Source organism: Prevotella sp. C0209C1 (genome assembly GCF_056583855.1).
This window is the reverse complement of record NZ_JBWPJP010000023.1, coordinates 13,301-38,474: the sequence shown is the minus strand read 5'-3', so window position 1 is coordinate 38,474 and position 25,174 is coordinate 13,301. Positions and strand designations below refer to the sequence as shown.

Annotated in this window: 19 protein-coding genes; 9 read left to right on the top strand and 10 right to left on the bottom strand. The window is 31.6% G+C overall.

Annotated features, from left to right (window positions below; genetic code table 11):
- Window positions 1–66: 66 nt before the first annotated feature.
- On the bottom strand, window positions 67–786 hold the full coding sequence (locus AC1DCD_RS07255) for an acyltransferase family protein (RefSeq protein WP_464641011.1): 720 nt from the start codon (window positions 784–786) through the stop codon (window positions 67–69).
- A 135-nt stretch (window positions 787–921) separates the two neighbouring features.
- Here AC1DCD_RS07255 and ychF point away from each other — a divergent pair, with 135 nt between their 5' ends.
- The 3 genes from ychF (at window position 922) to mutS (ending at window position 5,672) form a co-directional block, all read left to right on the top strand.
- The gene (ychF, locus tag AC1DCD_RS07250; RefSeq protein WP_008447212.1) at window positions 922–2,025 is read left to right on the top strand and encodes a redox-regulated ATPase YchF; all 1,104 of its coding nucleotides are present in this window, start codon (window positions 922–924) and stop codon (window positions 2,023–2,025) included.
- A 23-nt stretch (window positions 2,026–2,048) separates the two neighbouring features.
- Window positions 2,049–2,891, top strand: a complete 843-nt coding sequence (lgt, locus tag AC1DCD_RS07245) for a prolipoprotein diacylglyceryl transferase (RefSeq protein ID WP_008447242.1) — start codon at window positions 2,049–2,051, stop codon at window positions 2,889–2,891.
- 117 nt (window positions 2,892–3,008) lie between these two features.
- The gene (mutS, locus tag AC1DCD_RS07240; RefSeq protein ID WP_036856489.1) at window positions 3,009–5,672 is read left to right on the top strand and encodes a DNA mismatch repair protein MutS; all 2,664 of its coding nucleotides are present in this window, start codon (window positions 3,009–3,011) and stop codon (window positions 5,670–5,672) included.
- Window positions 5,673–5,738: 66 nt separating this feature from the next.
- Here the strand turns inward: mutS and AC1DCD_RS07235 are convergent, their stop codons facing one another.
- Together AC1DCD_RS07235 and AC1DCD_RS07230 are read right to left on the bottom strand one after the other, a co-directional pair.
- Window positions 5,739–6,359: a hypothetical protein gene (locus AC1DCD_RS07235; RefSeq protein ID WP_464641008.1), complete on the bottom strand. Its 621-nt coding sequence runs from the start codon at window positions 6,357–6,359 to the stop codon at window positions 5,739–5,741.
- A gap of 21 nt (window positions 6,360–6,380) precedes the next feature.
- Window positions 6,381–6,863, bottom strand: coding sequence for an RNA polymerase sigma factor (locus tag AC1DCD_RS07230; protein ID WP_019036066.1), 483 nt, complete (start codon window positions 6,861–6,863; stop codon window positions 6,381–6,383).
- 259 nt (window positions 6,864–7,122) lie between these two features.
- Between AC1DCD_RS07230 and leuS the strand changes: the two genes are divergently transcribed.
- The 3 genes from leuS to AC1DCD_RS07215 are packed head-to-tail and all read left to right on the top strand — an operon-like array spanning window position 7,123 to window position 11,568.
- Window positions 7,123–10,005, top strand: a complete 2,883-nt coding sequence (leuS, locus tag AC1DCD_RS07225) for a leucine--tRNA ligase (RefSeq protein ID WP_464641006.1) — start codon at window positions 7,123–7,125, stop codon at window positions 10,003–10,005.
- On the top strand, window positions 10,002–10,976 hold the full coding sequence (locus AC1DCD_RS07220) for a YitT family protein (RefSeq protein WP_008447268.1): 975 nt from the start codon (window positions 10,002–10,004) through the stop codon (window positions 10,974–10,976). Before leuS ends, AC1DCD_RS07220 begins: the two co-directional genes overlap by 4 nt.
- A gap of 10 nt (window positions 10,977–10,986) precedes the next feature.
- Window positions 10,987–11,568: a non-canonical purine NTP diphosphatase gene (locus AC1DCD_RS07215; RefSeq protein ID WP_464641004.1), complete on the top strand. Its 582-nt coding sequence runs from the start codon at window positions 10,987–10,989 to the stop codon at window positions 11,566–11,568.
- Window positions 11,569–11,640: 72 nt separating this feature from the next.
- Here the strand turns inward: AC1DCD_RS07215 and AC1DCD_RS07210 are convergent, their stop codons facing one another.
- Window positions 11,641–12,243 (bottom strand): DUF4254 domain-containing protein, encoded by a 603-nt coding sequence (locus AC1DCD_RS07210; protein ID WP_008447350.1) that lies wholly within the window; start codon window positions 12,241–12,243, stop codon window positions 11,641–11,643.
- A 449-nt stretch (window positions 12,244–12,692) separates the two neighbouring features.
- Between AC1DCD_RS07210 and AC1DCD_RS07205 the strand changes: the two genes are divergently transcribed.
- The 3 genes from AC1DCD_RS07205 to rnc all read left to right on the top strand — a co-directional run bounded on the left by AC1DCD_RS07205 (window position 12,693) and on the right by rnc (window position 15,094).
- Complete coding sequence (locus AC1DCD_RS07205; protein WP_004336747.1) at window positions 12,693–12,929, top strand: acyl carrier protein; 237 nt, start codon at window positions 12,693–12,695, stop codon at window positions 12,927–12,929.
- 82 nt (window positions 12,930–13,011) lie between these two features.
- Window positions 13,012–14,274, top strand: a complete 1,263-nt coding sequence (fabF, locus tag AC1DCD_RS07200; protein ID WP_464641001.1) for a beta-ketoacyl-ACP synthase II — start codon at window positions 13,012–13,014, stop codon at window positions 14,272–14,274.
- Entirely contained in the window at window positions 14,264–15,094 is an 831-nt protein-coding gene (gene rnc, locus AC1DCD_RS07195; RefSeq protein ID WP_019036063.1) for a ribonuclease III, read from the top strand. The genes fabF and rnc overlap by 11 nt, the downstream gene beginning before the upstream one ends.
- Window positions 15,095–15,274: 180 nt before the next feature.
- Here the strand turns inward: rnc and AC1DCD_RS07190 are convergent, their stop codons facing one another.
- From AC1DCD_RS07190 to rnr, 6 genes are all read right to left on the bottom strand, one after another.
- Window positions 15,275–16,084, bottom strand: a complete 810-nt coding sequence (locus AC1DCD_RS07190; protein WP_464640999.1) for a DUF3108 domain-containing protein — start codon at window positions 16,082–16,084, stop codon at window positions 15,275–15,277.
- A gap of 521 nt (window positions 16,085–16,605) precedes the next feature.
- Window positions 16,606–17,652: a glycosyltransferase family 9 protein gene (locus AC1DCD_RS07185; RefSeq protein WP_308532622.1), complete on the bottom strand. Its 1,047-nt coding sequence runs from the start codon at window positions 17,650–17,652 to the stop codon at window positions 16,606–16,608.
- Between the two features lie 4 nt (window positions 17,653–17,656).
- Window positions 17,657–19,720, bottom strand: a complete 2,064-nt coding sequence (locus AC1DCD_RS07180) for an Ig-like domain-containing protein (protein WP_464640997.1) — start codon at window positions 19,718–19,720, stop codon at window positions 17,657–17,659.
- Between the two features lie 31 nt (window positions 19,721–19,751).
- The gene (locus tag AC1DCD_RS07175; RefSeq protein WP_464640995.1) at window positions 19,752–21,263 is read right to left on the bottom strand and encodes a GH3 auxin-responsive promoter family protein; all 1,512 of its coding nucleotides are present in this window, start codon (window positions 21,261–21,263) and stop codon (window positions 19,752–19,754) included.
- Between the two features lie 436 nt (window positions 21,264–21,699).
- Window positions 21,700–22,746 carry a C1 family peptidase gene (locus tag AC1DCD_RS07170; RefSeq protein WP_464640993.1) on the bottom strand — a complete coding sequence of 349 codons (1,047 nt, stop codon included), beginning with the start codon at window positions 22,744–22,746 and terminating at the stop codon, window positions 21,700–21,702.
- Window positions 22,747–22,817: 71 nt separating this feature from the next.
- The gene (rnr, locus tag AC1DCD_RS07165; protein ID WP_464640991.1) at window positions 22,818–25,103 is read right to left on the bottom strand and encodes a ribonuclease R; all 2,286 of its coding nucleotides are present in this window, start codon (window positions 25,101–25,103) and stop codon (window positions 22,818–22,820) included.
- Between the last annotated feature and the right edge of the window lie 71 nt (window positions 25,104–25,174).

Here is a 25,174-nt window from a genome sequence, read left to right as displayed (position 1 = left end):
TTTTGGCTTTCCCATTGCATATAAAACGGAAAAATACAATAAATATTTTATGTAAACTAATTTTGCTCACTTACTTACCAATACTAATAAGCAAACTATTAATAAAATATTTTTATCTTTTAAAGATCGTATAAACAATTTACCCTTAATATTTTGCCTATGCAATAATGCTCCTATAACAAAACTAAACATCAATTCAAAATAAACTACAACATGAGCAAAAACACTATCATAACTTTGCTTAACAGCAATATACCTACTATAAATATAAGCACTTATCAAATAAATAAAACAAAATAAAATAATAGCGAAGTATTTATTTACCTTGTCTAATATTCTAAATATTATAATAGAAGTTAAACTTAACAGCATATACGGAAAAAGAAACCAAGACACAGCATTATAAGAACTATTATAACTTGTTATATTTCCTATAACTTTATACAAATCTCCAGGATAAACATTAGGACGTAAAATGGAACCTATACTTACAAAAATAAATAATACCAGCCAATATGTTATATAAAGCTTTAATAATCTGTGTAATTGATTTTTAAAGCTAACCCTACCTTGTGCATACATATAATCTAATCCATATCCGCTTAAAATTAAAAAAAATGGTACGGGTGGACAAGCTCTTGTTAAAATATTAACAAAAGGAATAGACCCTATATACAAAAGAGGAGTTGTTTGTGTTATAACAACATCTACCCTATTAAATAAATGTAGGAAAACCATCATTAATATAGCTATCCCTTTTAACATAAAACTTGTATCTTTTGACATCAGATTTTATTTCCTTTAATAATAATTATTATACAAAAGTACGATAAAAAAAGCGAGTATCATCGTGCATTAATAGTTTTTGTCATTATTATTATGTACTTTTGCATAATAAAGAAATAAACGTTTAAACAATATATGGCATTAAAATGTGGTATTGTAGGCTTGCCAAACGTAGGTAAATCTACTCTTTTCAATTGTCTTAGTAGCGCAAAAGCACAAGCTGCTAATTTTCCTTTCTGCACTATAGAGCCTAACTTAGGCGTTATTACAGTGCCTGACGAACGACTTAACAAGTTGGCAGAAATAATTCATCCTGGACGCATCGTACCAGCTACGTGCGAGATAGTAGACATTGCAGGTCTTGTAAAGGGAGCAAGTAAAGGCGAGGGATTAGGAAACAAGTTTCTTGGAAACATCAGAGAATGTGATGCTATTATTCATGTTATAAGATGTTTTGATGATGATAATGTTGTCAGAGAAGGAGGAATGAGAGTAAATCCTATAGAAGACAAAGAAATTATAGACACCGAATTACAGCTAAAAGACCTTGAAACTGTAGAAGGACAAATTACTAAAACAGCAAAAATAGCTGCTGCAGGTAATAAAGATGCAAAAACACTGCTAAACATTTTAAATGCTTATAAAGAAGCTTTAGAGCAAGGAAAAAATGCACGCAGCGTTACCTTTGATAGCAAAGAGGAAAAACAAGCTGCTCACGATTTGTTTTTATTAACCACCAAGCCTGTACTCTATGTTTGTAATGTAGATGAAAACAGTGCAAAACATGGGAATGAATATAGTAAGCAAATAGAAGCGATTGCTGCAGAAGAAGGTGCAGAAGCAATGATTATTGCCGCTAAAACAGAAGAAGATATTGCTTCATTAGAAAGCTATGAAGATAAAAAAATGTTTCTCGATGAGCTTGGATTAGAAGAAAGCGGTGTTAACAGACTAATAAATAAAGCTTATCACTTACTCAATCTACAAACATTTATTACTGCTGGTGAGATGGAAGTAAAGGCATGGACCTACCATAAAGGTTGGAAAGCACCACAATGTGCTGGAGTTATTCATTCCGACTTTGAAAAAGGCTTCATTAGAGCAGAAGTAATAAAATATGATGATTACATTACATACGGATCGGAAGCTAAAATCCGTGAAGCAGGAAAGTTAAGTATAGAAGGTAAAGAGTATGAAGTACAAGATGGAGACATCATGCACTTTCGCTTTAATGTTTAATAAAATCATTCAATAAAAACACTATGCTACCTTTATATATCACATGGAACCCAAGCCAATATCTCTTACCTATTGGCTCTGCAGGTATACGCTGGTACGGAATGTGCTGGCTATTAGGGCTTGCATTAGGCTACTTTATGATGAAGTGGCTTTACAAAAAACACAAATATAGCAGCGAAAAGTTCGACCCACTCTTTCTATACGTCTTTATAAGTATTTTGTTAGGAGCACGTTTAGGACATTGCCTGTTTTATGAACCTGAATATTTCTTAACCTCATGGGATCATATTATAGAAATGATAATTCCTATACGACACCTTTATAATGGAGAATGGAAGTTTGTAGGATATCAGGGATTAGCTTCTCATGGCGGTGTGATAGGACTACTTGTGGGATTATATCTATATATAAAACGATACAAGATGAAAACATGGGTGGTACTCGATTTCTTTGGTATATGCTCCAGTATCACAGCATGCTTTATACGTATAGGTAACCTTATGAACTCAGAGATCATTGGAAAAGTAACTAACGTACCTTGGGCGTTTATTTTTATAAAAGTAGATAATAAGCCACGCCACCCGGGACAGCTATATGAAGCTATCGCATACCTACTATTCTTTGTCATAATTTACTTCATTTACAGACGTAACCCTAAAAAGGTAGGTACAGGATTATTCTTTGGCTTATGCTTATTCCTTATCTTTGTGTTCCGTTTTGTTATAGAATATACCAAAGAGCTACAAGTGGCTTTTGAAGCAGGCTTACCTATGGATATGGGACAGATACTTAGCATACCACTAATACTGCTTGGCGCATGGGCTATATGGCGCTCAAAAGGTAAAGAGATAAAAATAGGCTCGTAGAAAGCTCCTAACATCTTACCATAGCATAACGTGAAAAGATTTGCTTCTTAAACTCTATTTTTGTATTTTTGTGTATTATAAATTATTATATTAACCTATAAGAAAGGATAAATATCAATGGCAAAAAACGATAAAGGAATGACACCAATGATGAAACAGTTTTTCTCAATGAAGGCAAAACATCCTGATGCCCTCCTTCTCTTTCGATGTGGAGATTTCTATGAAACTTACCATGACGATGCCATTGATGCTGCAAAAATATTAGGTATTACACTTACTAAACGCAATAATAGTGCAGGGTGTAGTGATATTGCTATGGCAGGCTTCCCTCATCATGCTCTTGATACTTATCTTCCTAAACTTATCAGAGCAGGAAAACGGGTAGCTATATGCGACCAGTTAGAAGACCCTAAAAAGAAGCGAGAAGAGATAAAAGGCAAAAAAGGCTTATCACCTATGGACAAGATGGTAAAGCGTGGCATTACAGAACTTGTTACACCTGGTGTGGCTTTAACTGATAATGTTCTTAATTATAAAGAAAACAATTTCCTTGCAGCTGTACATTTCGGCAAACAAGCATGTGGCATTAGCTTCCTTGACATAAGTACAGGCGAATTTCTTACAAGTGAAGGAACATACGATTATGTAAAAAAACTCATAGGAAGTTTCTCCCCTAAAGAAATATTATATGATAGAACATGTAAAAAAGACTTTGAACAAAACTTCGGAACTAAACTTTGTTGTTTTGAAATGGACGATTGGGTTTTTACAGAACAAAACGCTAATCAAAAATTACTAAAACATTTTGCTACAACTAATTTAAAAGGTTTTGGTGTTGATCATCTGCATAATGGTATCATTGCGGCAGGAGCCATTATGCAATACTTAGAGCTTACGCAACACACACAAATACGACATATAACAGCCTTAACACGTATAGAAGAAGAAAAATACGTAAGAATGGATCGTTTTACTATACGTTCACTCGAACTTATATCTACTATAAACGAAGAAGGGACATCGCTTCTTAATGTTATCGATCACACCATCACACCTATGGGAGGAAGAATGCTGCGTCGCTGGGTAGTCTTTCCACTTAAAACTGTAAAAACTATTGAAGAAAGATTAGATATAGTTGACTATTTCTTTAAACAACAAAACTTCTGCGAAACAATACAAGAACAATTTCACCGTATAGGCGATTTAGAACGTATTATATCAAAAGTAGCTGTAGGAAGAGTATCACCGCGCGAAGTTGTACAATTAAAAAATGCTTTAAAAGCTATTATACCCATTAAAGAAGTATGCTTACACGCTGACAATAAAGTACTTAAAAGAATAGGAGAACAGCTTAATCTATGTGAAAGCTTGCGTAACAGAATAGAAAAAGAAATACAAAACGACCCTCCACAACTTACTAACAAAGGTAATATTATAGCCCATGGTTACAATCAAGAGTTAGATGAATTAAGAACTATTCGTGATCATGGTAAAGAATATTTGATGAAAATCCAACAACAAGAAGCAAAGCGCACAGGTATCAACTCCTTAAAAATAGGTTTCAATAATGTATTTGGATACTATTTAGAAGTGCGCAACACATTTAAAGATAGCGTTCCACAAGAATGGATTCGTAAGCAAACACTTGCACAAGCAGAACGATATATAACACAAGAATTAAAAGAATATGAAGAAAAAATACTTGGAGCAGACGAACGTATATTAATTTTAGAAAATAAGCTCTTTTTAGAACTTATCAATGATATGCAAGAGTTTATACCACAAATACAAATCAATGCTAACCTTATAGCACATCTCGACTGTGTTTTTTCTTTTTACTATACATCTAAAGAACATAATTATATAAGACCTATTGTAGACGATTCTAATATCTTAAACATAAAACAAGGACGTCACCCCGTAATAGAAACTCAGTTGCCATTAGGCGAACAATATATACCTAATGATGTATTACTAAACAACGATGACCAGCAAATAATGATGATAACAGGTCCTAATATGGCTGGAAAATCGGCTTTACTTCGCCAAACAGCCCTTATAGTACTATTAGCACAAATAGGCTGCTTTGTTCCTGCTGAGAGTGCTACTATAGGAGTAGTAGATAAAATATTTACACGAGTAGGTGCTTCTGATAATATATCCTTAGGCGAAAGTACCTTTATGGTAGAAATGACAGAAGCATCTAACATTCTTAACAATGTTACACCACATTCTTTAGTACTATTTGATGAATTAGGACGCGGTACAAGTACGTATGATGGCATAAGCATAGCATGGGCTATAGTAGAATATCTACATGAACAACCACGCGCAAAAGCGCGCACACTATTTGCTACCCATTATCACGAACTTAACGAAATGGAAAAAAACTTCCATGGTATAAAGAATTATAATGTTTCTGTAAAAGAAGTAAATGGTAAAATTATCTTCTTACGTAAGCTCGAAAAAGGCGGAAGTGAACACTCTTTTGGTATACATGTTGCCGATATTGCAGGAATGCCTCGAAGTATTGTAAAACGTGCTAAAACTATTTTAAGTGAATTAGAAAGCGATAATGCACAAGTAGGAAGTAAAGATAAAATATCTATAAACAAACTTGAACAGAACAAAGAAGATATGCAGCTTTCGTTCTTTAAGCTCGATGATCCTGTACTTGAACAAATTCGTGATGAGATAATTGGTTTAGACATCAATAATCTCACACCTGTAGAAGCACTTAATAAGCTAAATGAAATTAAGAAAATTGTAAAAGGTTATTGATATAGAAAAAAGACTATATAGCTATTAATAAGCAATACTATTAATAACAATAACCCTTATATTATCTTAAGCCTCTCCTTTTAACTCATTTATTTGCTCTATAATCTCTTTACTGGTGTGCTGCATCTTAAAATAAATCTTAATAGCAACAACTATACCTATTATCAAACCCAAAATACCTACTATAAAACCATAAAGAAAAGGATCTTTATATCTTCCTGCTTGCGCCTTTATAATTATAAATATATCAGCATTATAAAGCTCTAATAATAACCATGGTATCCAAATAACAAATATAATAACAGCTACAACGATATTTGTTAACTTACGAAACTTAAGCTGCCATACTATATGCTGAGCTGTCTGAAGTAAGTTTCCTGAAAGAAACTCTTCATCTGAAAAACTATTTACCCATTTATCCAATAAAATATCTGCAATTATTACTACCATTGAAAAAAAGAAAAAATACCAAGAAGTCTTCAATATTATAGTTAAAAATAAGAAAGATAAGAAACTAATAATAATACCAATGTATGAAAAATATTCATATTTTTTAAAGAATGACATCTTATTAAACATAGATTGGCGTATCATCTTATCACTTACAATTTCTTGATTGGATAATTTACTTTTTAATATATTGAGTTGCTTACGCATCTCTTCTAATTCATTTACTTGCTTATTCATAAATATTTGTTTTTATTTAAGTTAATCTTTCATCTTTTTCAATTGTTCTTTAATTCGAAAAAGCCGTACTGAAACATTTTTTGTAGAAATACCTACAACTAATCCTATCTCCTCATAACTCATATTTTCAAGCCAAAGCAATACTATAGCTCGATCAAATGGATTTAACCTGCTTATACGATGATTAAGAGCTTGTATCTGCTTAGAATCAATATCGCTATCTATAAAAGGGCTAATATTCATAGATAATGATTCTGTTTTCTGCCGTTTCTTCTTCTTATCTTGTGTTATACAAGTATTTAAAGCTACACGATAAATCCATGTTTTTATATCACTTTTCCCCTCGAAAGAAGCTAAACCTTTCCAAATGTTTATCATAATCTCCTGAAAAAGATCATCTATCTCTGCTTCATTACTTGAAAACATATAGCAGACTGTATATATCGTTGCTTTATATTTCCGAACGATAAACATAAACTCGTTTTCGTTTTGATAGGATTTCATATAATCTTTTTACTTATTAGACATAAAACTGTATTAAAAAACTACACTAAAATAAAAGATTTAACACAAAGATAATATTATTTCGTAAAATAACTAATATCTATCTTGCCACTTTTTATACTTCAAATATATGATTTTCAGAAAGATTTTGTAATTTTGCACCTTAGGATATTAGGCATTAATACATACTAAAAAATGAATAGTAAATATATATTAGCCTATATCATATAATGCAAGAAAAATAATAACTACAAACGAAATGGAATACAACTTTAACGACATTGAGAAGAAATGGCAACAGAAATGGGTAGAAAACAATACCTATAAAACTGTGGAAAAGGAAAATAAAAAGAAATTTTATGTTCTAAATATGTTTCCTTATCCTTCTGGAGCTGGTCTTCATGTTGGACATCCCTTAGGTTATATAGCCAGTGATATATATGCACGCTACAAACGTTTACAAGGTTTTAATGTGCTTAACCCTATGGGTTATGATGCTTACGGATTGCCTGCAGAGCAGTATGCCATTCAGACTGGTCAACATCCTGCTATAACTACAGAAAAAAATATAGCTCGTTATCGTGAGCAACTGGATAAAATTGGGTTCTGTTTCGATTGGGATCGTGAAATACGTACATGTGATCCTAAATATTATCATTGGACTCAATGGGCTTTCCAACTTATGTTTACATCATATTTTGATAACAATTTACAAAAAGCTCTACCTATAGACAACATAATAAAACACTTATCTATATATGGTACTGACGGGCTTAATGTTGCTCAAAATGAAGAATTAAACTTAACTGCTGCTCAATGGAATGCTATGAATGAGCAAGAACAGCAACAAGTTTTAATGAACTATCGTATAGCTTATCTTGGTGAAACAATGGTTAATTGGTGTCCAGAGTTAGGTACTGTTTTAGCAAATGATGAGGTTGTAAATGGTGTAAGTGAACGTGGTGGATATCCTGTAGTACAAAAAAAGATGAAACAATGGTGCTTACGCGTATCAGCATATGCACAGCGTTTACTAGAAGGATTAGACACTGTAGATTGGACAGAATCTATAAAAGAAACGCAACGTAACTGGATAGGACGTTCAGAGGGTACTGAGATGATATTTCAAAGTATTACTCCAACATCTCAAGGAGAACCTCGTAAGGGTACATTTACTATATTTACTACTCGTGCCGATACAATATTTGGTGTATCATTCATGGTTTTAGCTCCAGAAAGTGAGTTGGTAAAAAGTTTCACTACTTATAAACAACAAAAAGAAGTAGAAGATTATTTATCGTATGTAAAGAAACGTACAGAACTGGAACGTATGTCTGATCGTAAGGTTACAGGTGTTTTTTCAGGTTCATATGCCATCAATCCTTTTACAAATGAGCAAATTCCTATTTGGATTTCAGAATATGTTTTAGCAGGATATGGTACTGGTGCTATTATGGCTGTTCCTGCACATGACAGTCGCGACTATGCTTTTGCTAAACATTTCAATCTACCTATTATCCCTTTAATACAAGGAGCTGATATTAGTCATGAAAGTTTTGATGCTAAAGAGGGCATTGTTATTAACTCTCCTATAAAAGGTAAATTTAGTATAGATGGATTTTCACTAAACGGATTAACTGTTAAAGAGGCCATTGCTAAGACTAAAACTTTTGTTACAGAAAAGAAAATAGGACAAGTAAAAATTAATTATCGACTGCGTAATGCTATTTTCTCACGCCAACGTTATTGGGGAGAACCATTTCCTGTATATTATAAAAACAATATGCCTTATATGCTTCCTGAAGAATGTTTACCATTAGAGTTACCAGAAGTAGATAAATACGAACCTACCGAAACAGGAGAACCACCTTTGGGAAGAGCACTTATTTGGGCTTGGAATGAAGCTGAGAAAAAGGTTGTAAGCAAGAGTTTAATAGATCAAAAGAATGTTTTTGCATTAGAATTAAACACCATGCCAGGTTTTGCAGGTTCTTCTGCTTACTATCTTCGTTATATGGATCCTCACAATAACAAAACTATTGTAGGAAAAAAAGCTGTTGAATACTGGCAGAATGTAGATCTTTATGTAGGTGGAACAGAACATGCCACAGGGCATCTCATTTATAGTCGCTTTTGGAATAAGTTTTTATTCGATTATGGATATAGCGTTAAAGAAGAACCATTTCAAAAACTTATAAACCAAGGTATGATACAAGGACGTTCTAATTTCGTATATCGCATAAACACAGAAGATCATAGTAAAGACCCTGTTTTTGTTTCTTTAGGACAGAAAGACAAATATAAAGTAACTCCTATTCATGTAGATGTAAATATTGTTCATGGAGATATTTTAGATATAAAAGCTTTTAAAGCATGGCGCCCTGAATATAAAAATGCAAGTTTTATTTTTGAAGATGGCAGTAAAAAATATATAGAAGGAGTAAAATATAAATGTGGTTGGGCTATTGAAAAAATGTCTAAATCAATGTTCAATGTCGTAAATCCTGACCTTATTGTAAATCAATATGGAGCTGATACTCTACGTTTATATGAAATGTTTTTAGGTCCTATAGAAGCTTCTAAACCATGGGATACCAATGGTATTGATGGTTGTCATCGCTTCTTACGCAAATTTTGGAAACTTTTCCAACAAGAATTAACTAATGATGAGCCATCTAAAGACTCTTTAAAAAGTGTTCATAAGCTCATTAAGAAAGTAACATCGGATATAGAATCTTTCTCTTATAATACAGCAATATCGGCATTTATGATTTGTGTTAATGAGTTAGGGCAACAAAAATGCACAAATAAAAAACTTTTAAAACAGCTTATTATACTTATTGCACCATTTGCTCCACATATTGCTGAAGAGCTTTGGGAACAATTAGGAGGCACTGGTTCTATCTGCGATGCTCAATGGCCTATATATGATGACAAATATTTAAAAGAAGATCAGATGCAACTTACTGTTTCTTTTAATGGTAAAGCGCGCTTTCAGATGTTTTTTGCAGCTAATGCTTCAAATGATGAAATACAAAATAAAGTTCTAAAAGAAAAAAAGAGTCAACAATATATTGCTGGCAAATCAATAGTAAAAATTATCATCGTTCCTAAGAAAATTATTAATATTGTATTAAAATGAGCAACACAAAAGTTATAAATGAGGTAAAAGACTATATATTTATTACTCTTGGTTTATTACTCTATACCTCTGCTTTTACTATCTTTCTTTTACCTTATGAAACTGTAACAGGAGGTGTTACAGGAATAGCGGCTATAGTTTTTTACGCAACAGGCTTTAAAATCCATTATACATATATGATCATCAATGTATCGTTGCTGATCGTTGCGTTAAAAGTTTTAGGCTGGAAATTTATGGTAAAAACCATATATGCTATAATAGCTCTATACTATATGCTTGAATATGCACAAATATTAATGCCAGTAGATGATCATGGTAAATATATCCAAATTCTCGGTGAAAGCCAGTCATTTATGTCTATGGTAGTAGGTTGTTGCTTAACAGGTACTTCACTTGCTATAGTTTTCTTAAATAATGGTAGTACAGGTGGTTCCGACATAATAGCTGCTGTAGTAAATAAATATAAAGAAGTATCATTAGGACAAGCACTAATGTTACTTGATGTGTTAATAGTATCAAGCTGTTTTTTTATACCACAGTTTGGAGATATGGCAAGCAGGGCACATAAAGTTGTATATGGCTTATGCACAATAGTTGTAGAATGTGGTATGCTTGATCTTATTTATAGTCGTCGACGATCGTCTGTACAATTTATGATTTATTCACGCAAACATGAAAAAATAGCAACTATTCTTTCTAAAGAAACTGATCATGGAATGACTATTCTTGACGGACATGGTTGGTATACAGGAAAAGATATTAAAGTAATATGTCTTCTTGCTCGTAAAAATGAAAGCGAACTAATATTCCGTCTTATAAAAATGACAGATCCTAATGCTTTTGTTAGTCAAAGTGCAGTTATAGGTGTCTATGGTGAAGGATTTGACTCTATCAAAGTTTCTGTAAAACAAAAACATGTAAAAGAGCATAAAGCTATATTAGAAGAAACAGAAAATATACCAAAAACATAAAAGAAACATAATGAAAATAGTATTTGCAACAAATAACAAACATAAACTCTCTGAAATAAAAAAAATACTTAGCAAAGATTTTGAGATAATATCATTAGAAGATATAGGTTGTCATGAAGAAATACCTGAAACAGGAACAACACTTGAAGAGAATGCAAGAATAAAATCATCATATATTGTAGACCACTATCATATAGATTGTTTTGCAGATGATACGGGCTTAGAAGTAGAAGCTCTAAATGGTGAACCAGGAGTATACTCTGCACGTTATGATGATACTACAGATCATGATAGCGAAGCTAATATACGCAAACTTTTAAGAAAATTAGGTAATAATAGTAATAGAAAAGCTCGCTTTCGTACTATTATTTCATTAATAATAAATGGAAAAGAATATCAGTTTGAGGGCTGTATAGAAGGACATATAGCTTTAGAAAAGACAGGCACAGGTGGCTTTGGTTATGACTCTATTTTTATACCAGAAAATTACAATAAAAGTTTTGCTTCTTTGGGAGAAAATATAAAAAATAAAATATCCCACCGTGCAATAGCTGTTAATAAATTAGCTAAATTTCTAAATGATATATCATAATTATAAGATATGGGCTACAATGATTTTATTTTATTGTAGCCCATATCTTTTTTATTAACTAATATATATTTTTTATTTCTTATAAAGAATAGGATTAGTGCTTGGATCGTTGTACATTTTCATTTGACGATATACTTTCATATACTTTCGTCCACATTTTATATCATCTAATAACTGATCAATAGCTATATTTAAATCTTTTTGTTGTTCTAATAAAATAGCTAATTTAGCCTTACATCTTTCAATATGTTCTTTTGAAGCATCTGTACGCTCTGTTTGCTCTCGCATATGATATATTTTTAAAGCTAATATAGATAATCTATCTACTGCCCATGCTGGACTTTCTGTATTTATAGTAGCATTAGCAGATGGATTGACATTAGAATATTGCTGTCTGAAATAAGAATCTATTTGCTCTACTAAATCTGTTCTATCTTGATTAGAATGATCTATACGACGCTTTAAGCTCATTCCTTCCTCCGCATTAATATGTGGATCACGAATAAGATCCTCATAATGCCATTGAACAGTATCTATCCAACATTTTAGGTAAAGACGATTCTCTATAGAATTACGATCATAAGGATTATCAATAGGCGTATTTACGTCATCTTTTATATGATAATCTCTAATAGCCTGATTAAAAATTTTATTACTATTCTCTGTAAATGACATTCTTATGTATTACTTATATTAATTTAAATGCAAATATATAAGAATTTCTGCAATGTGCAAAATAAAAAGCAGCCTTTTTCCTTAATACATATTCTACCTCAAAATATACAAGTTTAATTAATAAATACAGCCTTTGAAAATAAATAAAATATATAAAAATATATTTTTTAGTAGAAAAGAAAGAATATCTAATATTTTTCCGTAGCAATATTATACATAATTGTGGTATATTAGATTTCTGAAAATATTATATTTTAATATTTAATTATAACATAGCAATATGACAAAAGATAATAAAATTAAAAAAAAAGTTGCACAATGATATATAGTTTGTGCAATTAAATATACTTTTTTAAGAAAAAAACTTGCACACATAGAAAAAAGATTGTTACTTTGCACACGAATTTTAAGTTTGACAATTAATAATTAAACATTTTAAAATTAAGACTATGTCAGAAATTGAATCAAAAGTAAAAGCTATTATTGTAGACAAACTAGGTGTTGATGAAGCACAAGTTAAGGCTGAAGCAAGCTTCACTAACGATCTTGGTGCAGATTCTTTGGATACTGTAGAGCTAATTATGGAATTTGAGAAAGAATTTGGTATCTCTATTCCAGACGAGCAGGCTGAAAAGATTGCCACTGTTGGTGATGCTATCTCTTACATCGAAGCTAATGCTAAGTAATATCTTTAGCAATAAGAAATACCAAGCAAAAGTAAAATTTTGCTTGGCTTTTTATTTTTAGCTAACTTATAAATTAAACTTAATGGAATTAAAAAGAGTAGTAGTAACAGGATTAGGCGCCGTAACTCCTTTAGGAAATAATCCTGAAGAAACATGGGAAGCAATGCTTGCTGGTAAGAGTGGTGCAGCTCCTATTACTCATTTTGATGCTTCTTTGTTTAAAACGCAATTTGCTTGCGAATTAAAAGGTCTTAATATAAACGATTATATTGATCGTAAAGAGGCTCGTAAGCTTGATCGTTATGCTCAATTAGCTGTTATCAGTGCTATTCAGGGCGTAAAAGATTCTGCTATCAATTTAGAAACTATAGATAAGAATCGTGTTGGTGTTATCTATGGAGTAGGTATAGGTGGTATTAAAACTTTCGAAGAGGAAGTGGGTTATTATGCTAAGAATCAAGAAAAAGGTCCTAAGTTTAATCCCTTTTTTATACCAAAAATGATTGCCGACATTGCATCTGGACATATTAGTATTATGTTTGGTTTCCGCGGTCCCAACTACACTACAACATCGGCATGTGCCTCATCTAGCACAGCACTTGCTGCCGCTTTTAATCAAATTCGTCTAGGTAAGGCAGATGTTATAGTAGCTGGCGGTGCTGAAGCAGCTATTACTCCAAGTGGTGTTGGAGGATTTAATGCAATGCATGCACTATCTACCCGTAATGATGATCCACAAGGAGCATCACGTCCTTTCTCAGCATCTCGTGATGGGTTTGTAATGGGTGAAGGTGCAGGCTGTATAATTTTAGAAGAGCTTGAGCATGCGAAAGCACGCGGTGCAAAGATTTACGCAGAGATGGTAGGTGAAGGTGAATCAGCAGATGCATATCATATCACAGCTTCACATCCAGAGGGTCTTGGAGCTAACTTAGTAATGAAAGCAGCCCTTAATGATGCAGGTATGAGTGTAGAAGATATCGATTATATCAATGTCCATGGCACTTCAACTCCTGTTGGTGATATTTCAGAAGCTAAAGCTATAAAAAAACTTTTTGGCGATGCTGCTTATAAGCTCAATATTTCATCTACAAAGAGTATGACAGGACACCTTCTTGGTGCTGCTGGTGCTGTAGAAGCTATGGCTTGTATCTTAGCTGTAAAAAACGATATCATTCCTCCTACTATTAATCACAAGGACGATGATAAAGATCCTGAACTGGATTATAACTTGAACTTTACCTTCAACAAGGCTCAAAAGCGTGAAGTACGTGCTGCTCTTAGCAACACTTTCGGCTTTGGTGGTCATAATGCTTGTGTGATTTTCAAGAAATATGCTGAATAAAATATTAGATAAAATAAAGCTCCCTTTCCGTAAAGAAAAGGAGCTTTATTTATCTTTATACCAAATAACAGGCTTTATTCCTCACAACATCTCTTATTATAAAACAGCGCTTTTACATAAAAGTGTATCTCAACGTAACAAGAAAGGTAAACTAATAAATAATGAACGTTTAGAGTTTTTAGGAGATGCAGTACTTGATTGTGTTGTTGCCGATATTGTTTATAATCGTTTTCCTAATAAGCGTGAAGGATTTCTTACTAATACACGCTCAAAAATTGTAAAACGAGAAACACTTAACAAGGTATCAACAGAAATGGGTATTAATAAGATGTTAAAGCAAAATGGGCATACTATAACACATAACTGTAATATAGCAGGTAATGCCTTTGAAGCTTTAGTAGGAGCTCTTTATATAGATCACGGATATAATGCCTGCATGATTTTCATGCGTGACCATGTTTGTGGATGTTTACTTAGCATAGAAAAAATGGCTTATCAAGAAATGAACTATAAGTCGAAACTCATAGAATGGACACAGAAAAATAAAGTTTCTGTTACCTTTGATGAAGTAAAAACATCTATTGATGAGAATGGTAATCCTATTTTTCTTGCTCAAGTTGTTATTGGTAATGTACGCTGCGAAGAAGGTAAAGGGTTTACAAAAAAGGAAAGTCAGCAAAATGCTGCTAAGCTTACTTATAAAAGAATAAGAAGAGAACCTGATTTTGTAAAAAGCATACTTTACACTATAGATACAGAAAAGAAAACAAAAGAAAATGTTATAGAATTACAAAACGAATCTATCAACAATAAATTATAAAGCAGCATATATAACAATAAAAAAAAGTTAGATATATAAAAATACTCTACATCTATAAAAGTATTTCTATATACACATCAATAAAAATGATAAAAATCCGATTAAAAGAAATCATTTAAGATTACATTTTTTAATCGGATTTTTTTCTTATAATACCAAACAAACATTAAAAGTTTGTTATTAATCCACTTCAGAAGTAATCTTATTACGAATACCACGCATAGAAGTAAGAAAAGCTTTAGCAGATCCAAACTTTAAAAACATATCTAAGCGTATAGGAATATGATTCTGATCGTCAGTAACAAAGAATGTTGCTATCTTTTTCCATCTTTTTTCATCATATCCATAATAAATAAGTTCTAAGCAATTATACTTAATATTGTTATCAGCCTTTATTATTTTTTTACCCTTATACTCTATTTTAGCCTCATTATGGCTATCTCCATCTACTATAGGGAAATATACTACATAACCTTTTTTCCAGCTCTCAGGATTAAAACTACGCGCTCTTAAAAATATACTCATCATATCATATAAGCATTCATTAGAATTATAATCCTTCCAATAATTCTTTCCCTCAGTACCTATACGATGTTGACGTACCTTACAAACACCATTATGATAAGAATAAAAGACCTCTTCTACCGTATAACGTTTACCCTCTCTTGCACCTTTTCGATAATAAAGTGGAACCATATTCTTAGTGTTATAACACAACAAAGTATCTCGTAATACAAAATAATTATCTACCCTATTATTTCCACGTGTTGTCAATGAAGCACGATAAGCAGGAACACCATTATAATTAGAAGATACTGTATACCAAGATGCGGTACCTGCCTTAACCCAAATAAACTTCCAATTATAATAAAGATTATAAGATAAATGTTCCCCACTATTAAAGGCTGTATTTCTAAAAGTACATTGTGCAGATACTCCCATTGTAAAGAATAGAAGAAAAGACAAAATATAAATATTTAATTGTTTCATACGCTTTACCCTATTTTATATATTATATATGTTATATTTCTTATTTTTAAAAATAAAAAATATGTAGTATGATGTAATGTGGAAACTTGCATAACTTTTTTATCTTTTTCTTGTTTAATTGCTTATCAACATTATATTTATTGTTATCAACAATTTATTAAATTGCTTTTTTATTGATAATCAGTTTTATATTAAGTTTTCCACAATTATATTGATTGTTGCAAAGATAATAAGTTTATATCTTTTTTAGTAAAATATCTGTGTAAAACTTGTATAAAACATTATTAATAACTATGTGTATATCCACTAATTCTTTGTTATTATCTTGCTATAGTGAATATCCCTATAGTTATTATAAGGTTATTACACTATTTATAAACATAGTTTTCCACAGTTTTTGTTGATAAGATATTAAAAGTATCTTGGTATAAGATATAGTAAAAAGAGTTATTAGATTAAGTTCTATTATATATAATAGCTTTGTTTTACATTAGTAAAATAATAAAAAGAGGAATATATTACTATCCCTCTTCTATTTTCTTTACTATATCTTCTGGTTTTATAGTATTCATACATGCAAAGTCTTTTCTATAACAAGGTTTGTTGCCAAAGACAGAACACGGTCGACAATAAAGTTTGTTATTTTGTATAGCATCTTTTTCTTTTTGATTCCAACCCATAAATCCGCAATATGGGTGAGTAGCTCCCCAAATACTAATAACTCGTGTTCCTACTAATGAAGCAAGATGCATATTAGCACTATCCATAGATATCATAACATCTAAATTTGATATAAGAGATAATTCTTCTTTTAATCCTTTAAGTTTAGATGCTACACAAACACACTGCGTAAAGAGTTTTTCCCATTCATAAAATGTGTCTAATTCGTTTTTTCCTCCACCAAAAAGAAATAGTTTCCATGTAGGATGAAGTGTGGATATTTGTTGGATAACTTCTTTCATTTTGTTTTTTGGATACATCTTACCACTATGAGCAGCAAAAGGTGCAATACCTATCCAGTGATCAGTATTTTGTTTCTCACCTATTTTATAATATATATTACATGGTTGTATATTGCCGTAAGGAATAAATATGCTTTTATGTTTAGCTTTAATATTATATCCTAATGTTTTAAGTACGTCTATGTAGTTATCAAAAGATGTAGGTTGTTGTATAAGTAGTTTGTGTTTTCTTTTACAAAGTTTGTGTTTACCTTTTTTGTGTTTGTTTATATATGCTGTTTGAATACCATTTATTTTAAAACGTAAACGTAGATATTTAGTACGTAAAACATTATGAAAATCAGCTACTTGTGTAATGTTTTCTCTTTTTAGTTTTTTATATAGTTTGTTTAAGCCACTAATACCTAAATAATCTTTCTTTAAGTCGGCACCAATAAAATGTATATTATCATTGAGTCCTTCAAAGAAATCTTTAGCAAATGGGCGTGATAAAACTGTTATTAGTAAGTTAGGATATTGTCTTGCTAATGATGCTATTATGGGTACAGTCATTGCTACATCACCCATTGCAGAGAAACGAATGATGAGTAAGTGATTTGTTTCCATTATTTTATTTCTTTTGTTTTTTATTTTTATGTTTAAAGAAAAAAAGTTTAGTCTTTATTTTCTGCGTATTATCTAAGCCATTTTTTGGATTATATTCTATACCTAATTTTTTTGCTCGTTCTGCATTTCTGCTGCGTGCTTTTCTTACAGTTTCAGCTTTTTGTTTTGTTATAGCACCTGGTTTTTGTTTATAAAGAGGTGTTGATAGCGGATTCCATGTTTCGGTAATATCCCATTTAGCTTTACATTCTATTTGTTTTCCATAATAATAAACGCCTTCAGGTTGTTGTTGTAAAGCATAGTTTCCTGTATCCCATTTACCATTATCGTTACAGTCGTCTATAAGTCGAATATAATATTTGGCAGGATTTATATAATAAAAAACAGCTTTATTATTTTGCATTTGTACCTCTTTTACGGGTTTATCGCTATCATTAATTAGCTGTACTAAACAGTGTTTTCCTTCCATTCCCTTAATATTTAGGGTAAGGGTACTATATTCGTCAAGTGATTTTATGCGTGTACCTTGTTTTATTTTATTAGAAGCTAAACCATAAATATCTGTAAATGCAGCAGAATCGAGTTCTATACTGTATTCATGTCCGGGATCCCATTGTCCAACCATCATTAACTTTCGTGGATTTCCTGCTACAGTTCCCAATTGATATTTAGCTCTATACCATAAGGAATCTATTTTTTCATAAAGATGTATTTTGGTAGTATCTATTTTTGCTAATGGTGTTTCTACTTCAAAAGAAGGGTTTTTATCAGGATCCATTGCAGCATCTACGTTTATACGTATAGTGAGAGGATCTGTAGGCATTGTTGTTTGATAATTTTTACCACGTTCTTTATTTTTGCTTTGTATCTTCTTCCATTTAGCTATTTTTTCTTGTTTTATTTTTAATCTTTTAGTGTAAGGATCCCGTGAAAGTATTTCCAAAGTATCAATTTTAGGTATTAATTTTCCTAAGCTATCACTCATATTATAATCTATTTTCATACGAAGTGTATCTTGATTTATCAACGTAGAATCTTTTATCCAATAAGTAATAGTATCTTGGTTAAGACTTGGTTCTTCCAAAAAAGCATTATTTGCATTAAAATTAAGTCCTGTTATTTTTGGTAATTCGTTATCTCCATAGCTATAATATAGTGTGAAATGATTGGCATTTTTTCTTTCTGCTTTTAATAAAAACCTGTTTGTTTGTACTTCAGTAAATGCTCTTAATACTACGTCGTCTGGTAGAAAGTGAGTGTATGGTACACGTTCAATAGATTTTATATGAAGTGTATCCGACCATAATGTATCTTGTCTTATATCAGGTTTAGAAGATGGTGTGATAACCTCTGGTGTAAAAGCTATTTGTTCGCTCTTTTGATTAAAGAAATAGTTATTATCAGCATCTTTTAAAGCATATATACGATAATCGCCATTGGCTACTCCTTTAATAGAAAAATGTCCTCTACTGTCTGTGCGTGATACGCGAAGCATAGGTGTTTTTTCAAAAGCAGTATCACTCTGATTGCTATATAGTCCTACGAGAATTCCTTTTATAGGTTCTAAGTTTTTAGCCTCTAATACATATCCAGATACCTCCATAGTGTCTATATGATTACCTGTAGAAAAAGAGTAAGTATAGTTACCTAAAGGGTTACCTTCGTTATTATCTGATATAGCATCTGAAAAGTCGATAGTATAAGTAGTGTTAGGTTTTAATTCATCAAGAAGCTTAACACTAATACTTTTACCTTGCCCTTTTATCTCTGGTATTTCTAATTGTGGAGGTGAAACTATAATTTTTTCCGATGCGTTTTCTAATTTGATAAACTCATTAAATTTTATTATTACTCTTTTGCTATTTACATTTATAGCTTTGTCTTCTGGTGATGCTCCTATTACCTTTGGTGGTGTTTCATCATACCAGCCACCATCAGGTTCACCTATTCTGGCACATGAAGTAATTATAAAAATTAAGGTAGTAAAGCCTAAAAGTATTAGTAAAGCTAATTGTAAATATTTATGGCTACCTATATATTTTTGCTTATCAGTATGATATTCTTTCATATAGTTTTAAAAAAAAAAATGTAATATTGGCTTATTTGTTTAAAGCCAATATTTCTTCGAGGTTTGTACGATTGTTAGATAGACGTGGAATTTTGTGTTGTCCCCCAAGCTTACCCTTATTTTTTAGCCAATCATTAAATAATCCTTTCCGAGCTACTATTATTTCAAGTGGTTGTAATGTAATATCATGAAAGCGTTTAGCTTCATAATCAGAATTAATTTCTTGTAATTTTTTGTCGAGTATAGCAGCAAATTCTGATATACTTTTTGGTTCTTTTGTAAATTCAATAAGCCATTGATGGCGACATTTAGCATTTGTATCCATATAAATGGGTGCCGCGGTATAATCTGATATTAGTGCATCTGTAACTTTACATGCCTCTGCTAAACCTTTTTCTGCGTTATCCATTATAAGTTCTTCACCAAAGGCATTAATAAAATATTTTGTCCTACCAGTGATTATAAATTTATATGGATTTTTAGAAGTAAACTTTATTGTATCTCCTATCATATATCTCCATAATCCACATGAAGTGCTTATAATGATAGCATAGTTGCGATCAAGCTCAATGCCAGATAGTGGAACTATATTAGGATGTTCGTTTCCAAACTCGTCCATGGGTAGAAATTCGTAAAAAACACCATAATCTACCATAAGCATCATACTTTTATCATTGGGATCGTTTTGCACTCCAAAGAAGCCTTCTGAAGCATTATAAGTTTCCATATAGTGCATATCGCTTTTAGTTATGAGTTGTTCATATTGTTTGCGATAAGGTGTAAAAGATATACCACCATGAAAGAATACTTCTAAATTAGGCCATACATCTTCTAAATGTTGTTTACCTGATAATTCCATAACACGCACTAAAACAGATAGCATCCATGATGGAACACCAGAGATATTAGTTATGTTTTTATTTAAAGTTTCCTGTGCTATAAGATCACGTTTTACTTCAAAATCGCTTAAAAGAGCTGTTTGTTTTTTAGGTACTCGTACTAAGTTAGCAAGCGGATTGATATTTTCTATTAGGATAGCACTTAGATCGCCTACTAAAGAATTGGGTAGATTATAATTAGGTGAATGGCTTCCTCCAAGGATTAAGCCCTTTCCTTCAAACATACGACTTTTAGGATTGTTATCTAAATAGCATGCTACCACGTCCGTACTGCCTTTATAATGTATGTTTTGTATACCTTCTGAGGTTATAGGTATAAACTTACTTTTATCGTTTGTCGTACCAGATGATTTAGCATACCATTTTACTTTTCCAGGCCATAGGATATTTTCTTCTCCATGCCTCATACGGTCTATGTCTTTTTTTAGTTCTTCGTATGTGTTTATAGGTATGTTTTGTGTAAATTCTTCGTATTTATTTATTGTTGAAAAAAGATGGTTTCTGCCATACTCAGTGTTATTTGCTCTATTTAAAAGATATAGCATTACCTCTTGCTGAAGATCTTCTGTGTGAAGAGTATACTGATCTAACTCTTTTCGACGCGATTTAAAATACAGTTTGTTTACTATGCTGGTAAGATTCATTTTACTTTATATTTAAATTACAAAATTACGCTAAAAAAGCCAATTATTGCCGTTTTTCTCAATATTTTAACAGTTAGGTAATTAACATAACTATCAATGTAGAAAAAAGTTACAAGTATGCTGTTATTTATGTTTTAATAAATTATGTTTTTATAGATGTTTTGTTTTACTTGCTGATATATATATTTTCTTCAATAAAAATGATATATTTAAATGTAAAACATAAAAGACTAAATATCAAAGGATTATGATTCGTTTTAAAAAATAACCTATTTTTGATATAAAAATAGATTAAAAATACACTAAAAATAAATTATTTTTCAATTCATTTTTTTGTTTTTTATTTTATAGAAGGTGTTTTATTTTAGTATAAAACCTAATTTTTTAAAAGTAAAAACAGCATTACTTTTCATCTTATAGTATATATTATTAATAGTTATTTGATATTATTTTTTACCATAATAGCTATAGTCTTTAGTTTTATGTAATCGTAACTTAAAAATATGAACCCATTAAGAAAATTAGATTTTCCCCAACTATTTTTGCAAAGAACATATTTTTTCCCCTTTTCATCGTGTGCTAATCCTACTATTTCCATTATATGGTCGTCGGTGGTTTGGTAGTTTTCAAATGCTTTTTGTCGCTTTTCAGCAGTTATAGGTAACATATTTTTATTAACATCTGCAATACCTTGTTGCCAGTTAAATCCTTCTTCAGATACATCTCCTTCCCAGCATACAGGGTGATGTTGTTGTATGGAATGTTCTATAAGTGTAATAATTTTGTTTAAAGGTACATTAAGAAATGTGTTATGAAACTTGTTATCAGTTATTTCAAGTGGAAATCGCTGCATAAAGGGGTGATGTAAAAAGCTCGTAACAGCAGTATATTCATCATTAGTGCATACGCTGTTAGCAAACTCTTGTGGTGTATAAACAGCTCCGTATAAAAACACTTTTTTGGGCATAAAAGCTATGCTTTTATCAAGATAGTTGTCTATATCTTTTGGTGTAACATTATATGAGCTTTTTGTAAGTAGTGATAGCCTTTTAGCCATTACATTATAGCTGGTATTATTAGTTTTATGATACGCATCTATGTGCTGTAGTCCATATATTTGTAAAAGGTCTATGACCATAGGCATCGTACCTCTTAGGTCGATATTTTTGTTACGATAGTTGCGCTTGTTATATAGTCTTTGCATAGCTTGCTCACGTAGATACATGCGCGCAAGGTAATCTTCACTAAGGTTTACAGAGTCGCCTTTTACTAAGTGTTCTGTCTCTATAGTTGCAAGCATGCCATATATCCAGCAAAGAGGGCTATTTCCTTGATTTTTAATAGGCGTTGTTGGTAGCTTTATATCTATCTTAATATTCCTATTATAGTGTGTTTGTGTATTCTTGTTACAACCTACAAGAAAAATAGTTAATAAGCATAATACTAATATCTTTTTAACAGATATTTTTTTATATTTTATCATCTTTTTCTGTTTTTTGTTGTATATCTTTTCTTATATATTATTTTTACGGTTTGTAATACTCATTATATGCATTATTTTTTACGGCGTTTTTTAGAATATTTTTTATAGTTTTTATTATATGCCGATTTATTTGTATTATTGTTATTACTAACTTTTTTTTCGCTGTCTGCTAATGTAAAGTCGAGCTGTTTCTTTTCTATATTAGCTTTAGCTACTAATATTTTAATAGGATCACCTAACTGATAAATATGATGTCTACGTCGTCCTATAAGACAATAGTTTTTCTCATCAAAGTCGTAATAATCATCTCCAAGGTCACGAATAGGTATCATTCCTTCACAATGGTTTTCATCTATTTCTGCATATAACCCATAGCTCTGTATGCCAGTAATATGAGCATCATAAGATTCTCCTATGTGAGTACTCATAAATTCTACCATTTTATATTTTATAGAGTCTCGTTCTGCTTGTTGAGCAGTCAGTTCCATATCTGAACTATGTTTACAAAGTTCTTCATAATGTTCTTTATTTCCTGATCTTCCACCTTGTTGATAACGTGTAATTAATCGGTGAACCATTGTGTCAGGATAGCGGCGTATAGGTGAAGTAAAGTGTGTATAATAGTCGAAAGCTAAACCAAAATGTCCTATATTATGAATGCTATATTTAGCTTTCATCATTGATCTAAGTGCTATTGTTTGTATAACCTTTTCTTCTTTAGTGCCTTCTACGTCAGCCATAAGCTTATTTAAGGCTCGTGCTGTAGCACCTTTTGTCCCTGTAGATTTGAGTTTATATCCGAATTTGGCAGAAAACTCACGTAAGTTTTCAAACTTTATAGGGTCAGGATTATCATGAATACGATAAGGAAGAGTTTTAGGAGTTTTACCTTTAGCTACTTTTCCTATACTTTCAGCTACAGTTTTATTAGCTAAAAGCATAAATTCCTCTATAAGCTTGTTAGCATCTTTAGAGCGTTTAAAGTAGCAACTTAGTGGTTTTCCATGTTCATCTATCTCAAAGCGCATCTCTTCTCTATCAAAGTTTACACTACCATTTTTAAATCTTTTTTTGCGTAATAATTTAGCAAGGCAGTCTAACTGAATGAGCTGTTTTGCATTTTCTCCTTTATATCCATTTTTATCAGGCTTAGGTGCTGGCATACCTTTTCCATCAATAACACCATTATCTTCTAAAAGTTGTTGCACCTCTTCATACGCATAACGTCTGTTCGACTTAATAACAGTATGTACAATGCGATATTTTTTTATATTTGCCTCATTATCAAGATTAAAAATTACGCTGAAAGCAAGTTTTTCTTCATTAGGGCGTAATGAGCAGATAAAGTTACATAAATGTTCAGGAAGCATAGGTATAGTGCGGTCTACAAGGTAAATAGACGTAGCTCGTTGTTGTGCTTCACGGTCAATGATGTCATTTTCTTTTACGTAGTGTGATACATCAGCTATATGAACACCCACTTGCCATGTATCTTTATCTATTTGTTGTATGGATAGAGCATCATCAAAGTCTTTTGCATCTCGAGGGTCTATAGTACATGTCCATACATCTCTAAAGTCTTCTCTTTGGGCATAATCTTGTTCTGTTATCTTTCCTGTTATTTTGTTAGCAGCATCTTCTACGCGTTTTGGGTATTTATAAGGTAATCCATATTCTGCTAAAATAGAGTGCATCTCAACATCGTTATTACCTGCCTGACCTAAAACATCTATTACTTCGCCTAATATATTTTTGTGTTCAGCATCTGGCCATGCTATTATTTTTACTACAGCAATATCTCCTGTTTGTCCACCTTTGAGCCGTTTTTTAGGTATAAGAATATCGTGTACAAAAAGGTTGTCTTGTGTTATAAGGAAGGCAATGTCTTTTTCTACGCGCAACTTTCCTACGAATGTGTCTTTCTTCCGTTGCAATATTTCGATCACCATTGCCTCCTTAATATGGTTTTGTCTTCTTGCTAAGAATTCTACTTTTACTCTATCTCCCATTAAAGCAGCCATAGAGTTGCGTTCAGAAACAAATATAGGTGTACCTCCGTCATCAGGTAGGAAAGTATTTTTACCATTTGCTTTACGTATAAAAGTACCTTCTTGTACTTGTCCTTTTGTGTTTAGACGATAAGCATTTTCTCCAGCTTTAGCTAAGAAGTCGTCCCAAGCCATTTCTTCCATTACATCTATAGCAAGCATTTTTGCAGGATGTGTAGTAAGTTTGAGAGCTTTGAATATCTCTTTAAAACTAAATATATTATTTGGATTAGCTTGGAAAAAATCGGTTAATATATAGAACAATTGTTTTTTGGTTAATCTTTTTCCAGTTTTCTTTTCTTTTACCATATTAAAATATGTCTTTGATAATTAATCACAAAGTAACGAAAAAGTTTGTATCTTTGCAAGTGTTTCATATA